Source organism: Oscillibacter sp. UBA6647 (genome assembly GCA_002455655.1).
Taxonomy (GTDB): domain Bacteria; phylum Bacillota; class Clostridia; order Oscillospirales; family Oscillospiraceae; genus Oscillibacter.
In genome coordinates this window covers 1-14,247 of sequence record DKLF01000056.1, presented here as the reverse complement: position 1 = coordinate 14,247, position 14,247 = coordinate 1, and the positions used below count along the sequence as shown (strand labels likewise).

At 57.7% G+C, this 14,247-nt stretch carries 14 protein-coding genes; 5 read left to right on the top strand and 9 right to left on the bottom strand.

The genetic code is table 11. The annotated features are described in order from the left end of the window. Nucleotides 1-625: cation:proton antiporter (locus B2W96_RS04430; RefSeq protein ID WP_293008950.1), on the top strand; the 625-nt coding region annotated here is incomplete at its 5' end. 119 nt (nt 626-744) lie between these two features. On the opposite strand, the gene B2W96_RS04425 is transcribed toward B2W96_RS04430, so the two are convergent. The 3 genes from B2W96_RS04425 to B2W96_RS04415 all read right to left on the bottom strand — a co-directional run bounded on the left by B2W96_RS04425 (nt 745) and on the right by B2W96_RS04415 (nt 3,380). Further along, nucleotides 745-2,640, bottom strand: a complete 1,896-nt coding sequence (locus B2W96_RS04425) for a heavy metal translocating P-type ATPase (protein WP_293008948.1) — start codon at nt 2,638-2,640, stop codon at nt 745-747. 94 nt (nt 2,641-2,734) lie between these two features. Further along, the gene (locus B2W96_RS04420) at nt 2,735-2,953 is read right to left on the bottom strand and encodes a cation transporter (protein ID WP_293008946.1); all 219 of its coding nucleotides are present in this window, start codon (nt 2,951-2,953) and stop codon (nt 2,735-2,737) included. A gap of 64 nt (nt 2,954-3,017) precedes the next feature. Further along, on the bottom strand, nt 3,018-3,380 hold the full coding sequence (locus B2W96_RS04415) for an ArsR/SmtB family transcription factor (RefSeq protein WP_293008944.1): 363 nt from the start codon (nt 3,378-3,380) through the stop codon (nt 3,018-3,020). A 159-nt stretch (nt 3,381-3,539) separates the two neighbouring features. Here B2W96_RS04415 and B2W96_RS04410 point away from each other — a divergent pair, with 159 nt between their 5' ends. Beyond that, on the top strand, nt 3,540-3,944 hold the full coding sequence (locus B2W96_RS04410) for a PaaI family thioesterase (protein WP_293008942.1): 405 nt from the start codon (nt 3,540-3,542) through the stop codon (nt 3,942-3,944). Between the two features lie 162 nt (nt 3,945-4,106). Continuing rightward, nucleotides 4,107-5,318 (top strand): radical SAM family heme chaperone HemW, encoded by a 1,212-nt coding sequence (gene hemW / locus B2W96_RS04405; protein WP_293008940.1) that lies wholly within the window; start codon nt 4,107-4,109, stop codon nt 5,316-5,318. 142 nt (nt 5,319-5,460) lie between these two features. Here the strand turns inward: hemW and spoIIP are convergent, their stop codons facing one another. From spoIIP to B2W96_RS04380, 5 genes are all read right to left on the bottom strand, one after another. Next, entirely contained in the window at nt 5,461-6,627 is a 1,167-nt protein-coding gene (gene spoIIP / locus B2W96_RS04400) for a stage II sporulation protein P (RefSeq protein WP_293008938.1), read from the bottom strand. A 128-nt stretch (nt 6,628-6,755) separates the two neighbouring features. Beyond that, on the bottom strand, nt 6,756-7,382 hold the full coding sequence (locus tag B2W96_RS04395; RefSeq protein WP_293008936.1) for a TatD family nuclease-associated radical SAM protein: 627 nt from the start codon (nt 7,380-7,382) through the stop codon (nt 6,756-6,758). A gap of 5 nt (nt 7,383-7,387) precedes the next feature. Then, nucleotides 7,388-8,155, bottom strand: coding sequence for a TatD family hydrolase (locus B2W96_RS04390; RefSeq protein ID WP_293008934.1), 768 nt, complete (start codon nt 8,153-8,155; stop codon nt 7,388-7,390). 71 nt (nt 8,156-8,226) lie between these two features. Further along, on the bottom strand, nt 8,227-10,188 hold the full coding sequence (gene metG, locus B2W96_RS04385; protein WP_293008932.1) for a methionine--tRNA ligase: 1,962 nt from the start codon (nt 10,186-10,188) through the stop codon (nt 8,227-8,229). Nucleotides 10,189-10,287: 99 nt separating this feature from the next. Continuing rightward, nucleotides 10,288-11,652: an MATE family efflux transporter gene (locus tag B2W96_RS04380; protein WP_293008930.1), complete on the bottom strand. Its 1,365-nt coding sequence runs from the start codon at nt 11,650-11,652 to the stop codon at nt 10,288-10,290. A gap of 162 nt (nt 11,653-11,814) precedes the next feature. On the opposite strand from B2W96_RS04380, the gene B2W96_RS04375 reads away from it, so the two are divergent. Further along, nucleotides 11,815-12,567 (top strand): exodeoxyribonuclease III, encoded by a 753-nt coding sequence (locus tag B2W96_RS04375; protein WP_293008928.1) that lies wholly within the window; start codon nt 11,815-11,817, stop codon nt 12,565-12,567. 71 nt (nt 12,568-12,638) lie between these two features. Here B2W96_RS04375 and gpr read toward each other — a convergent pair whose 3' ends face one another. Beyond that, the gene (gene gpr / locus B2W96_RS04370) at nt 12,639-13,535 is read right to left on the bottom strand and encodes a GPR endopeptidase (protein ID WP_293008926.1); all 897 of its coding nucleotides are present in this window, start codon (nt 13,533-13,535) and stop codon (nt 12,639-12,641) included. Nucleotides 13,536-13,728: 193 nt separating this feature from the next. On the opposite strand from gpr, the gene rpsT reads away from it, so the two are divergent. Next, nucleotides 13,729-13,992 carry a 30S ribosomal protein S20 gene (rpsT, locus tag B2W96_RS04365; RefSeq protein ID WP_293008924.1) on the top strand — a complete coding sequence of 88 codons (264 nt, stop codon included), beginning with the start codon at nt 13,729-13,731 and terminating at the stop codon, nt 13,990-13,992. Nucleotides 13,993-14,247: the final 255 nt, after the last annotated feature.

Genomic DNA, 14,247 nt, shown 5'->3' with positions numbered 1-14,247 from the left:
CGGCGCGTTCTGCGCGGGACTGATTATCGCCAAAACCGTTCGGGCCATTTATGTGCAGTCTCAATGCGAAACTCTGTCTTATATGTTCCTCTCTCCCATTTTCTTTGCAAGCGTGGGACTGAAGGTGATGCTCTCCACCATGGACGCAAATGTGGTTCTGCTGTCGGTGATCGCCATTCTGATCGCCATTGTTACCAAGGTGGTGGGCTGCGGTCTGGGTGCAAAAATGTTCCACTATACCAACGCGGAGAGTCTGCGCATCGGCGTGGGCATGATTTCCCGCGGCGAGGTGGCGCTGATTGTGGCAAACAAGGGAATTGCCAGCGGCATTATGCCCGACGTATTTCTGGCCCCTATGGTGCTGATGGTGGTGGTTTCCACGATCGTGACGCCCATTATGCTTCGGGCCGTTTATCCCAAGAATGCGAAAACGGATTACAGCGATCTGGTGCACAGCGATCTGGTGGAGAATTTCCAGGAGGTCCGCCAATTTGATCAGGCCGCCGAAACCATGCTGAAAATACACGACAAGCTTCGGCGGGGCAGTCCTGCCCCTGCCAGACAGGACCCGCCCGCGCCTTCCTCCGAGGGAAGCTCCGACGAAAACGACGCGGGTACGCCCTAAGCGAATCTTTCCCGGATTCAACTTTTAAAAAAGCGCCGGTCCCGAATTATCCGGGACTGGCGCTTTACGTTTTAGAAAACCGAAAGTCTTGCCTTGTTACTTTTACGGGCACGACAGGCTTATGCCGCCGTGTCGGGGGAAGGCTCCACCCGCATGGCCCGCATGGCGTTGAGAACCGCAAGAACGGAAACGCCCACGTCGGCAAACACCGCCGCCCACATACCAGCCATGCCCAAAGCACCCAACACCAGTACCAGCGCCTTTACGCCCAGCGCAAACACAATGTTCTGGCGGACAATGCGCAGGGTCTTGCGGGAAATGCGCATGGCGGTGGCAAGCTTTCCGGGGCGGTCATCCATCAGGACGATATCCGCCGCCTCAATGGCCGCGTCAGACCCCATGGCCCCCATAGCCACGCCGATATCCGCCCGGGTGAGAACCGGCGCATCGTTGATGCCGTCTCCCACAAACGCCAGCTTCCCGTTTCCGGCTGCAAGCAGCCGCTCCGTCAGCTCCACCTTGTCGGCAGGCAGCAGCTCCGCGTGGAATTCGTCCACGCCCAGCTCCGCCGCCACCGCAGCAGCCACGGCCTGCGCGTCTCCCGTGAGCATCACGGTTTTTTCAACGCCGCTGGCTTTCAGGTCTGCAATTGCCGCCTTCGCGTCGGGCTTTACTTGATCGGAAATCACGATATGCCCCGCGTAAAACCCGTCGGCAGTCACATGAACGATGGTTCCGGGCAGCTCACAGGGAAGCCAGCTTGCGCTTTCCCGCTCCATCATCCGGGCGTTTCCTACGCAGATTCTGTGTCCGTCAATGCTGGCGCAGACCCCGTGTCCGGAAATTTCCTCCACGTCCTTTGCACGGGAGGGGTCCATCTGTGCGGCACAGGCCGCCCGAAGGGAACCGGCAATGGGGTGGTCGGAGAACTGCTCCGCCAACGCGGCCCACTCCAAGATCTGCTCCTTGGTATACCCCTCTTCGGGATGGACAGCAGAAACGGAAAACACGCCCTTTGTCAAAGTGCCCGTCTTGTCGAACACCACAGTTTTTGTCTCTGCCAGAGCCTCCAGATAGTTTCCGCCCTTCATCAGAATGCCGCTGCGGGACGCGCCGCCGATTCCGCCGAAGAAGCTCAGCGGAACGGAAATCACCAGTGCGCAGGGGCAGGAGATGACCAGAAATACCAGCGCCCGATTGAGCCAGTCGTTCCATACTGTTCCCACCAGAAATGCGGGGGGCGCGGGAAGCACCGCCAGCGCCAGCGTGGGCAGCAGAAACAGCAGCGTGGCCGCAAGCACCACCCCCGGAGTATAATACCGGGCAAAGCGGGTGATAAAGCTTTCGCTGCGGGACTTTCGCTCTCCGGCATTTTCCACCATTTCAAGAATCTTCGAGACGGTGGATTCCTCCGCCAGCTTTGTCACCTTTACCCGGAGCACACCCCGCAGGTTTACGCAGCCGCTGAGAATCGCGTCTCCCGGCCCCACGTCCCGGGGGACCGCCTCGCCGGTGAGGGCGGCGGTATCCAAAACGGAGTTTCCCTCCGTCACCACGCCGTCCAGCGGCACCTGCTCGCCGGGCTTAATGACCACGGTTTCACCCACGGCAACGTCCTGGGGATCTTCCTCAGTAATCACGCCCTCCCGCTCCACGTTGGCGGTGTCGGGCCGAATGTCCATGAGAGAGGCGATGGATTTTCGGGACTTGCCCACCGCATAGTCCTGAAACAGTTCACCCACCTGATAAAACAGCATGACAAACACCGCTTCGGCATATTCCCCGGTGCCAAACGCGCCCACGGTGGCAACCGACATCAGGAAATTTTCATCGAACACCTGCCCGTTTGCAATGTTGCGCACGGCGCGCCACAAAACGTCCCACCCGATGATGCCATAGGGCACCAGATAGCAAAGCGCCAGCGCCAGTCCCGTCAAGGGCAAAAAATGAACCGTGATCAGCAGCACCGCCGCAGCCAGAATGCGAAACAGAACTTTTTTCTGTTTTTTACTCATACAAACATCTTCTCCTCCGGCCCGCCGTGTTTTTTAGCGGCGGAATTTATTTCGCGGCGTGCAGCCCCTGAGCGCGTCCGCCGCTTTCCCGGACTCAGCGGTTAATCACGCAGTCCGGCTCCACCTTATGGCAGACGCGGACCACTTCATCCAGAATTGCGTCAAACCGCGCATCCTCCGCGTCCAGAGTGAGCTTTTGAGCCATAAAGCTGACGGTGGCGCCGTTTACGCCGTCAATCTTTTTAATGGCGTCCTCCATTTTTGCGGCGCAGGCAGCGCAGTCCAGATCGGTCAATTCAAAACGCTTTTTCATACAAACATCCTCCTGAAGATTATTTATTTGTTCGTCATCCCCTCGGGCGGCGCGGAATACGAGTTTATTCAGAAACGTGCTCCATGCCCTGATCGATGATGGTGCGCACATGGCTGTCCGCCAGCGCGTAAAACACCGTTTTTCCCTCCCGGCGGGACTTGATCAGCCGCGTGTTCTTCAGGGCCCGAAGCTGGTGAGAGATGGCGGACTGGGTCATTCCCAGCAGCGCCGCAATGTCGCACACACACATCTCCGACGCGCTGAGCACATACAGAATGCGGATACGGGTAGAATCCCCGAAAATACGGAACAGCTCCGTCAAATCGTAAAGCGCGTCCTCGTCGGGCATTTCACTGCGAACCTTCTTCACCACGTCCTCGTGAACGCAGAGCAGATCGCAGGCGTCGACGTTATAGCGGTCTTCCATGGCGTGCTCTCCTTTCGTCTGAACAATTGAACGATTGTTCATATGTTCATTATATGCAGGTTTTGCGGTTTGTCAACCACTTTTACGAAAGTGTGGAAAATTTCCTTTAACTGTGGTAGACTAGTCCTATTATTTTAGAAAAAGACGAGGAGAACATCCATGTCCACACTGGAAGAGATTAAAAACAACCGCATTATGCAGAATCATTTTATGACCTATAACTTTATTGAGCTGAGCATGCTGGAGCAGGACCGGGCAGAGTGCCGCCTGACGCTGCGCGAGGAATGCACCAATCCCTACGGGATGCTGCACGGCGGCGCGCTGTACACGATGGCGGACTGTGCCACCGGCTCCGCCGCCCATTCCGACGGACGGACCTACGTCACCCAGAACAGCTCCATGAGCTTTCTTGCAAACATCAAGGAGGGAACGGCGGTGGCTTCGGCCAGCGTGGTTCACCGGGGAAGAAAAACCTGCCTTGTCAATGTAAATATTACCAGCGAGGCCACTGGCAAGCTGCTGGCCACCGGCTCCTTTACCTTCTTCTGCACCTCCAAGGAATAATCGGGCAGGATAAAACGCAGTGCCCGCGGGCAAGGGACCTGCGGGCACGTTTTGCGGAGAATTTTCGATAGGGAAGACGGGCCTTGCCGCGCCCTGTCGGGACGCTTTTAACATCATACCATCACTGTCGGTAGGCGCCGTGCGCCGCCAAAGGAGGCCGCCTTGAAAGAGGAACGAAAAAGTCTGGGGCTATATGTCCACATCCCTTTTTGCGCCAAAAAATGCGATTACTGTGATTTTTACTCTCTTCCCGGCGAAGAGGACCGCATGGACGCATACACGCAGGCGCTGGAGGCACAGCTTCTGGAGCTGGCTCCCCGAGCCGGTCTTCACACGGTGGACAGCGTGTATTTTGGAGGAGGCACGCCCACCCTTCTTGGCACGAAGCGGCTTGTCCGCCTTTTGAAGGACATTCAGAAAAAATATTGCGTGGCAAAGGACGCGGAGATCACGCTGGAGGCCAATCCCGAGTCCGCCGGGGATTTTCGGGAGCTGAAGGCCCTGCGCAGCGCGGGCTTTAACCGGCTAAGCCTTGGGATGCAGTCCGCCGACGATGAAGAGCTGCGCGCCATCGGACGCATCCACACCGCCGATCAGGTAAAAACGGCTGTGGAGGCCGCCCGCAAAGCCAAGTTTTTAAACCTCTCTCTGGATTTGATTTACGGGCTGCCGGGGCAAAGCATGGACGTATGGAAGAAAAACCTGACCGCCGCCGTGGATTTGGCGCCCCAGCACCTGTCCTGCTACGGGCTGAAAGTAGAAGAGGGAACTCCGCTTTTTACCAGGCGGGAAACCGCGGGCCTTCCCGGCGACGAGGCCCAGGCGGAGATGTATCTCTGGACAGTGGACTATCTCCGGCGACACGGGTTTTTCCAGTACGAGATTTCCAACTTTGCGCGGACAGGCTTTGAATCCCGGCACAACCTGAAATATTGGACCTTGGGGGAGTATGCGGGCTTTGGCCCCGGCGCCCACTCGGACTTTGGCAGCGTGCGATATGCTTATGAGCGGGATTTGGAGGGGTATATCTCCGGGATGAAAACCGGCGGGCCTTTGCTTTCGGAAAACGAACGCATTCCTCCTCTGGACCGGGACACAGAATGGGTGATGATGGGTCTGCGCACTGTCCGGGGGCTGGACCCCAAGGTGTTTGAAAACCTCTTTCGCCGCCGGTTTGACTGCTTTCTTCCTTTTTTGGAGGAGTGCCGCAGGGCGGGCTATGCGCTGGAGGAGGACGGGCGGTGGCGTCTGACACCGGAGGGCTTTCTCGTCTCCAACCAAATCATCGGCGGGATGCTGGACGCGCTGGGCGCGGACAAAAAGCGCCGGGAGGATGCCCGGGCGAGGGGAGACTTCCGGGTGGATTTGGGATAAGGTTTGCGGGCGTCCTACGGAGCCGCTCCACAATGCGGATGCCCTTACTTTCCCCCGAAGTGGAAAACTTCTGCAAACATGTTACAGCCGGCCCCGGTTAGTTTGACCGGGGCCGGCTGTTCTATCCTGTTTTTGGTCTTAATCACTTGCTTCTTGCCAGCAAATACTCCCCCATTTCCCGGGCAAACAGTTCTCCCGCCAGAGCGGCTTCCTCCGGAGAGTTTCCGGCCGCCCCCATTTCCAGCAAAAGAGAGCCGGTGGTGGCGTGCTGATTGTAGCGGGAGTTTCTAAGAAGAATAGGGCGCATCAGCGTGGGATAGCGCTGGGAGATGTTTTGCTGCAAGGCCGTGGCCAGTTTCAGATTTTCCATCCACTTGGGGTGGACCAGACCGCTGCCGTCGCTGCCCACCACCATACTGATCTGCGCAATGTTTCCCACTCCCTCCACAGGGGAAATTACCTTGTATTCGTTGCCCTCCGTGTCCTCGATGGCGTCCCGGTGAATGTCCAGAATGAAGTGAATGGACGGGTACTGCGCAAGGTAGCTCTGGATGGCTTTCAGCGAACGGTCGTAAGAGCCGGAGTAGGAGGGGTAATCATACAGCGTCCGGTCGTGAAGCACGGAGATGCCAAGCTCACCAAAGGTCTGGGCCATCACGTCTCCCACCCCCACCACATTGTACCGGGTTTCAAGACACCGGCGATTTCCGCAATAGTCCACGTTCTCGCCGGGGGCGGGCGTATACGCCTCGCTGCCGTGGGTGTGGATAATCAAAATCTGAGGCTCCTCGTCGGTAAGTCCCGCGTCAAAGGAAGCTGTCAGGTCCTGAATGGACAGCTTGTGGTCGGTGCTGTTTGAGATATAGACCTTGCCGCTGACGGTATAGCCCTCCGGCGTGGTGGGCACCAGCGTTTTGGCAGTGATTCCGTTTTCCGGGATTTCCTCCGTGGGAAGGGGAGCGGTATCCACGGGCGTCTCCTCCACTGGGATTTGCTCCACCGGATCTTGCGGCTTCTCCGGCGTTTCTGTGGACAAAAGCTTTGCCACGCTTTGCCTTGCGGACAGCAGCAGGGGAGACTCCGACAGCGTCAACACGGCGGCGGCGGACAGTCCGTCCTCCGGCCCAAAGTCCCCCAACTCCCATTGCAGGGCCGACAGCGGGGCAGAGGCCCCCTGCCGCAGGGCGGTGACCGCCGACATGACGGTGTCGCTCCCGGCGGTGACCGCCACACCCCACAGCGTACACCCCGCCAAAACCATCGCTCCCAGTCGCCGGGGGACGGTTCGCTTTTTTACGGCCGTTTTCATTTGCATCACCTCATGGGACAACCTTATGCGCGAGGACATCAAAAAAGAAGCCCGGAGGTATTCTCCGGGCTTCCGCTGTGGCAGAAACTTTTCGCCATTCCCGCGGGAAACGGCGCGAAATGTCCCGCTCAGTCCTCGATATACTCCCGCACCCGGTAGGTGGCCCCTACCTCATCCTCGCAGATGCGGCGGCAGTTTTCGATTTCCTCCTTGGGAATAGTGTCCACCACGGTCATCATCACCTTCGGCACGTACTTGCACAGCTCCTTGGCAAAGTCCTTCATGGCCTGATAGGCCCCCTTTTGCTGGGGGTGGCATAGTGCGTCGTACTTTTCCGCCGTGTCAGTGTTCAACGAGACGGACACCATGTCAAACCGCCCGGCAAAGTCCGGGGCGATATCCCGGCCATGAATCAGGCTGCCGGTGCCGTTGGTGTCCATCCGCGTAAACATCTTCGTCCCGTGCTCCTTCATCCGGTCGATGACCCAGCAGATGTCCTCAATGCGGTAGCTGGGCTCGCCAAACCCGCAGAACACCAACTGACCGTATTTGCTCAAATCCCACTTCTCAATGTCCGCCAGAATTTCCTCCCGGGTGGGCTCCCGGGTAAGCCACAGGTTGTGGGTATAAATGCTGCCGCCGCTGCCGTTGTGGCGCAGGCAGAATTCGCAGTTGAAATTGCAGCGGTTGGTCGTATTTACATACAGGTTTCCGCCGTATTCATAGGTAATGGTAAAGCCTTTCTTTTCTTCCATGGCGCTTAAACCTCGATTCCAAACAGTCGTTTCCCGTTTTCTGCGGCGATGCGCGCAAGCTCAACCGGGTCCATATTTTTCCACGCCGCCAGCGTCTCCGCGATGTAGCGGAGATTTCGGCTGTCGTTCCGCTTTCCCCGGTTGGGGACCGGGGTGAGATAGGGTGAATCCGTCTCCAGCAGCATCCGCTCCGGCGGGGTGATCTCCGCCACTTCACGGCCCCGGCGGTTATTCTTATAAGTGACCGGCCCGTCAAAGCCCAGATACCAGCCCCGCTTCAAAAGCACCTCCGCCAGCTCCGCGCTGCCGGAATAGCAGTGAAACACGCCCCGGACAGCGGGAAATTCCGAGACGACGGCAAGACAGTCTCCGTGGGCCTCCCGGTCGTGGACAATCACGGGCAAATCAAGCTCCACCGCCAGAGCAAGCTGGGCGCGGAAAATCTCCTTCTGGAACTCTTTGGTCGGGTTGTCCTCCCAATGGTAATCTAGTCCGATTTCCCCGATGGCAACAGCCTTGGGGTGGGCCGCCAGCGCCCGGATGGCGGCAAGCTCACCCTCGCCGCAGCCCGCGCAGTCTCCCGGGTGAATGCCCACGGCGGCGTAAACATGAGGAAATTTTTCCGCCAACGCCACCGCCCGGCGGGAGGAAGCAACATCGCAGCCGGGGTCCACCACCAGCTCTATCCCGGCCTCCGGCAGAGATGAGAGCAGCGCGTCCCGGTCCTCGTCAAAGGCTGTGTCGTCATAATGGGCATGGGTGTCAAAATACATGGGCAGTCCTCTTTTCGGATCGCTTTAAAACAGGGCGAGGCGGAAAACCGCCCCGCCCTCTTCGGTGTCGTTTAGCAGAGCTTTGCGCCGGCGGGGATCGCGTCATCCACCATCAAAAGGTTCAGCTTTTCCTCGCCCTTTTCCGTGTGGACGGCGGAAATCAGCATGCCGTTGGACTCCTGCCCCATCATCTTCCGGGGCGGCAGGTTCACAATGGCCACCAGCGTCTTGCCCACCAGCTCCTCCGGCTCGTAAAACTTATGAATACCGGAGAGAATCTGCCGGTCTGTGCCGGTGCCGTCGTCCAGAATAAATTTCAGCAGCTTGTCGGACTTTTTCACCGCCTCGCAGGATTTCACCTTCACCACCCGGAAATCGGACTTACAGAAGGTGTCAAAGTCCACCTTTTCTTCAAGCTGGGGCTCCAGCTCCAGCGCGGGCTGGGATGCTTTGCGGGCGGCTTCCTGCACCGCGTCCAGCTCCTGAAGCTCTTTTTCCACATCAATGCGGGGGAAGATATTCTCCCCCTTGTGGACCCGCGCGTCTGCGGGGAGTACGCCCCATTTCCCGGCGCTGTCCCAGTTCGTCTCGTCGCCGGAGGCGCCGATCTGGCTGAAAATTTCGGTGCAGCTATCGGGGATAAAGGGCAAAAGCAGCACGGCGCAGACGCGCAGCGTTTCCAGCAGGTTATACATCACCCGGGCAAGACGGGGCTTTTTCGCCTCATCTTTGGCCAGAATCCAGGGAGCCGTTTCGTCAATATACTTGTTGGCCCGGGAGACGACCTTGAAAATCTCCTCCAGACCATTCTGCATCTGGAATTTCTCCATCTGGACCTCGTACCGATCCCGCAAGGCGGTGGTCAGCGTGATCAGCTCCTCATCCAGTCCGTCGGCTTCCTGCTCCGCGGGGAGCTGTCCGCCGAAATACTTCTCCACCATGGCGGTGGTGCGGGAGAGGAGGTTGCCCAGGTCGTTGGCAAGGTCGGTGTTGATGCACTGAATCAACAGCTCGTTGGAGAAGTTGCCGTCCTGCCCGAAGGGGAAGGAACGCAGCAGGAAAAAGCGCAGCGCGTCCGTTCCGTACCGCTCGGCCAGCAGATAGGGGTCCACCACGTTGCCCTTGGACTTGCTCATTTTTCCGCCGTCCAGCATCAGCCAGCCGTGGCCGTAAACCTGCTTTGGCAGCGGCTCGCCAAGGCTCATCAGCATGGCGGGCCAGATGATGGAGTGGAACCGGACAATCTCCTTGCCCACGATGTTCACGCCGGGCCACCACTTTTCATAGTCGTCATACCGGTCGTTGCCATAGCCCAAAGCGGTGATATAATTGCTCAGCGCGTCCACCCAGACGTACACCACATGTCCCGGATCAAAGTCCACGGGAATGCCCCAGGTAAAAGACGTGCGGGAGACGCACAAGTCCTCAAGACCCGGCTCGATAAAGTTTTTCACCATTTCGTTCACCCGGGAACGGGGCTGAAGAAAGTCCGTGTCCTCCAGCAGTGTGCGGATGCGGTCTGCATACTTGCTCAGGCGGAAGAAATAGGCCTCCTCCTCTGCGTCCGTCACGGGGCGGCCGCAGTCGGGACAGCAACCGTCCTTAAGCTGGCTCTCCGTCCAGAAGGACTCGCAGGGGGTGCAGTATTTACCCTTATAGGCGCCCTTGTAAATATCCCCGTTTTCGTACATCTTGCGGAAAATATACTGGGTGGACTTCACATGGTAGTCGTCCGTGGTGCGGATGAAGCGGTCGTTGGAAATATTCATCAGCTTCCACAAATCCTTCACGCCCCGGGGGCCTTCCACGATGCGGTCCACAAATTCCTTGGGGGAAACATCGGCCTCCTTGGCCTTTGTCTCGATTTTCTGGCCGTGCTCGTCCGTACCGGTAAGGAACATCACATCGAAGCCGTGAAGCCGCTTATAGCGGGCGATGGCGTCGGTTGCGACGGTGCAGTAGGTGTGCCCGATGTGCAGCTTGTCCGAGGGGTAGTAGATCGGCGTTGTGATATAAAATTTCTCTTTTTCCATGGGATTTCTCCTCCTTTTCCGTCCCCCGAATGAAAGGGGACGGGCATTGAACTCTGTAAATGTACAGTATATTCCAAATTACGAAAAATAACAACCCGTTCAGGGATTTTCCTCCGCAAGGCTTCCTCTGCGCTTCCACCTACCTGATAAATAATAAAGCACGCAGAAAAGAAAGCCACCCACCCAGCCGATGCCGAAGCCCTGAAACATCCGCTCCGGACCGAAGTGGTTTGCCAGATAGTAGACCGCGGGAACCCGCAGGACAATCATAGAGAGGATGGTCGCCAGCATGGGGACCACGCTGTCTCCTGCGCCCCGCATGGCTCCGTTGAGAATATACATCACGCCGAAGGTCACGTAAGGGGGCATGATGGCAAACATATAGTGTCTTCCTGCCTCCGCCACCTCCGCCTCGGGAGAGAACAGGCGAAACAGCGCGTCAGACGCGGGCAGAAGCGCCGCCGTCATCACAAGGCACCAGAGCACCGTATAGATCACAGCGATGCGCACCCCGGCCTGCACCCGCTCCGGCTTTTTTGCCCCGGTATTCTGGCCCACAAAGGCCGTGATGGAGTTGGTCAGCGCCTGCACGGGGAGAAAGGCCACGCCGTCCAGCTTGTTGCCCACGTTATAGGCGGCGGTATACGCCGTGCCAAACGTGTTGACCTTGCTCATCACGGCCATGATGCCAAGGGACACCAGAGACATCTGAAGCCCCGTGGGGATGCCCAGTGCCATCACCTGACGGAACAGTGTTTTGTCAAAGCGGAAGCAGAAGGGGTGAACAGCGATTTCCGGATAGTGCCGGTTGATATAAAAAATGCCCAGCAGCCACGAAACAAGCTGGGAGACGACCGTCCCCAAAGCCACCCCCGCAACGCCCATCCCGGCATTCAGCACCAGAACAAAATCTAGAATAATGTTCAAAACCGCAGCCACGGACAAAAACAACAGCGTTGCCCGGCTGTTGCCGATGCCGTTTAAAATGCCCGCGTTGGTGTTATAGCCGATGGTGCCCACCAATCCCGCGCACACAATCATCATGTAAATCCACGCGCCGGGGTAAACCGCCTCATCCACCCGCAGCAAAAAGAGCAATGGCTTCACCGCAAACAAAGCCAGCACCGTCACCGGAACTACGGAGACGATGAAGGTGGTATAAATGGTGTCCACCGCGTCCCGCACCCGGTCGGGCTTGCCCGCGCCGTGATACTGGGCGATAACCACCGTGCCGCCGTTGGAAATTCCCATGAACAGGGAGATAAACATAAACATCACGGGAAAGCCCACGCCCACGGCGGCCAGCGCCGCGTCGCCCACGTAGTTGCCCACCACCCAGGAGTCCACCATGTTGTAAAGCTGCTGCAAAAAGCTTCCCAGCAGCAGGGGGAGGGCAAACAGAAAAATATGTCCTGCGGGGCTACCGGAAGTCATGTCCCGCAGGCCCCGGTCCTCTCTGTCCATAAAAACTCCCGTCCTTGTTTTATTTCAGTCTTGTAAAATTGTTGCGCTGGTTCTACTCTACTCCTTTTTTCCACTTCCGGCAACGGCCTGATGCAAAAAACCTTGTGTTTTTCCACGGGAGCGGATAAACTGTGGAAAACGAAACAGAAGGAGGAGTTCTTTATGAAGCTGATCTCGTGGAATGTCAACGGTCTGCGGGCGTGCCTTGGAAAGGGCTTTCTTGATTTTTGCGCCAGCGCCGACGCAGACGTTATTTGTTTGCAGGAGACAAAAATGAAGCCGGAGCAGGCGGATTTTGACCTGCCCGGATATGAAAAATTCTGGAACAGCGCGGACAAGCCCGGCTATTCCGGCACGGCGGTGTTTACTCGGGTCCCGCCCGTGGGCGTGACCTATGACTTCGGCGGCGACGAGCACCGCCACGAGGGCCGGGTCATCACCGCCGAATTTGAGCAGTTCTATCTGGTGTGCTGCTATACGCCCAACGCGCAGGACGGGCTGAAGCGCATCGACTACCGGATGCAGTGGGAGGACGACTTCCGGGCATATCTTCTAGATCTGGACCGGGTGAAGCCCGTGGTCCTGTGCGGCGATTTAAACGTGGCCCATCAGGAAATGGATCTGAAAAATCCCAAGTCCAACCGGAACAATCCCGGCTTTTCCGATCAGGAGCGGGAAAAGATGACCACGCTTTTGGACGCTGGCTTTTCCGACACGTTCCGGACCCTTTATCCCGAGCGAATCGCCTATTCCTGGTGGAGCTATCGCTTCCACGCCCGGGAGAAAAACGCAGGCTGGCGCATCGACTATTTTCTGGTCTCCCAGCGGCTTCAGGAAAGCGTGGAGGACGCCGTGATTTACGATCAGGTCTTCGGCAGCGACCACTGCCCCGTGGGTCTGGAGTTGACAGTTTAACAAAGGCGCATTGCTTTTCTCTCACTGCGTTTTTGGGGATCTCTTTTATAGCTTTTTGCCTTTTCCCGTTTTTATCCCAAGAGGGCAGCCATATCCTCAATTTCCAACTCCTGAAGCGCCCAGTTCACGCCATAGCCCATCACACGGGCCAGTTCCCGCACCTGCGCGTCAATGTCCCGGGGGGTGACGGTCATGGGCTGCTTGCGGCTGCGCAGGCGCTTTTCGTCAAACTCCGTTATGCCGGACTCCTCCAGAAGGTCCGCCGCCAGCGTGGCCGCGTCCACCACTGTGGGAACGCCCACGGCGAATACCGGCACGCCCAGAGAGTCCTTGTTCAGCGCGGCGCGGTGATTCCCTACGCCGGAGCCGGGAATGATGCCACTGTCGCTGAGCTGGACAGCGGCGCAGACCCGTCCCGTCCGGCGGGAGGCCAGCGCATCAATGGCGATGACAAAATCCGGTTCCACTTCCTTCACAAGGCCCCGCACCGCCTCGGCAGACTCTACGCCGGTGGTGCCCAGCACGCCCACGGAAAACGCGGACACGGGCCGAAAGCCCCCGAACTGCTTGGGCATGGCCGCCCGCAGATGCCGGGTGATGAGCACGCTTTCCAAGGTCAGCGGACCCACCGCGTCCGGCGTCATGGCCCGGTTACCAAGGCCGATGACTAGTGCCGCCCCGTCTCCGGGGAGCATGGCCTTCAGCTCCGCGCCTAGCGCCCGGACCGCCCGCTGAAAATAGTCTTCCTTTCTCTGCCAATAGGCGGTGAAATCCAGCGTGAGATAGGTTCCCACCGGCTTTCCAAGGGTTTTTGCGCCGCCCGCATCCAAAATTTCCACCCGCGTCACGGGATAACCCTCCCGGCGGGACTTGCCCGCCTTGACTCCCGAGAGCTTTGCGGTTTTCTCCGCGCCCTCCTGCCACAGCTCCTGCGCCTCCAGCGCCAAGTCTGTCCGTTTTGTATACATTGATTGCATGCCGCCTTCCACTAAATGTAGTGTCTTTTCCGTAGGTTTTCCGGAAGTGGACACACTATGCAAAAAATTAAGGTTTTTTTGGAAAAGGGCTTGCTTTTTACGCGCAGAACTGCTAAAATATCATTCTGCACGGTGAGATTTTAAATCTCTCCAGATTTTTAATTTGCCAAAGGAGGTGTTTGGTTTGCCGAATATCAAGTCTGCCAAGAAGCGCGTTTTGGTCTCCGCAGCGAAAAACGCTCGCAACAAGGCCGAAAAATCCGAGCTGAAGACCGCCATCAAGAAGTTCGAGGCCGTTGCCGCAGAAGGCAATCGCACCGAGGCCGATGGCGTATACAAAGTCGCGGTGAAGAAAGTCGATCAGGCTGTTGCCAGCGGCGTTCTGCACAAGAACACGGCTGCGCACCGCAAGAGCGCAATGACCTTGAAGCTGAATAAGCTGGGCTAAGAATGAGGCGTCCGCTTTTGCGGGCGCCTTTTTGCGTCTGGATTTATTTTTTGTTTGGACATTTCAGCACCTTTGGTTTCGTTTCCGGCTGTCAAACAGGCTTCTTCTTTTACAGTGGCATGGGGCGAAAAGTGACCCCCGTACAATTTCTGTAAGCAGGGCGGACAGTTAAAACTGTCCGCCCTGCTTTTTACATAAAGAGTTGCAGTCTGTAAAGCGCGAGTCAGCCAACAATCAAAGCATCGGCAACACCTG

Coding starts and splice junctions, on each gene's coding strand:
- B2W96_RS04425 (WP_293008948.1), bottom strand. CDS start 2,640: ATGAGTAAAAAACAGAAAAAAGTTCTGTTTCGCATTCTGGCTGCGGCG.
- B2W96_RS04420 (WP_293008946.1), bottom strand. CDS start 2,953: ATGAAAAAGCGTTTTGAATTGACCGATCTGGACTGCGCTGCCTGCGCC.
- B2W96_RS04415 (WP_293008944.1), bottom strand. CDS start 3,380: ATGGAAGACCGCTATAACGTCGACGCCTGCGATCTGCTCTGCGTTCAC.
- B2W96_RS04410 (WP_293008942.1), top strand. CDS start 3,540: ATGTCCACACTGGAAGAGATTAAAAACAACCGCATTATGCAGAATCAT.
- spoIIP (WP_293008938.1), bottom strand. CDS start 6,627: ATGAAAACGGCCGTAAAAAAGCGAACCGTCCCCCGGCGACTGGGAGCG.
- B2W96_RS04395 (WP_293008936.1), bottom strand. CDS start 7,382: ATGGAAGAAAAGAAAGGCTTTACCATTACCTATGAATACGGCGGAAAC.
- B2W96_RS04390 (WP_293008934.1), bottom strand. CDS start 8,155: ATGTATTTTGACACCCATGCCCATTATGACGACACAGCCTTTGACGAG.
- metG (WP_293008932.1), bottom strand. CDS start 10,188: ATGGAAAAAGAGAAATTTTATATCACAACGCCGATCTACTACCCCTCG.
- B2W96_RS04380 (WP_293008930.1), bottom strand. CDS start 11,652: ATGGACAGAGAGGACCGGGGCCTGCGGGACATGACTTCCGGTAGCCCC.
- B2W96_RS04375 (WP_293008928.1), top strand. CDS start 11,815: ATGAAGCTGATCTCGTGGAATGTCAACGGTCTGCGGGCGTGCCTTGGA.
- gpr (WP_293008926.1), bottom strand. CDS start 13,535: ATGTATACAAAACGGACAGACTTGGCGCTGGAGGCGCAGGAGCTGTGG.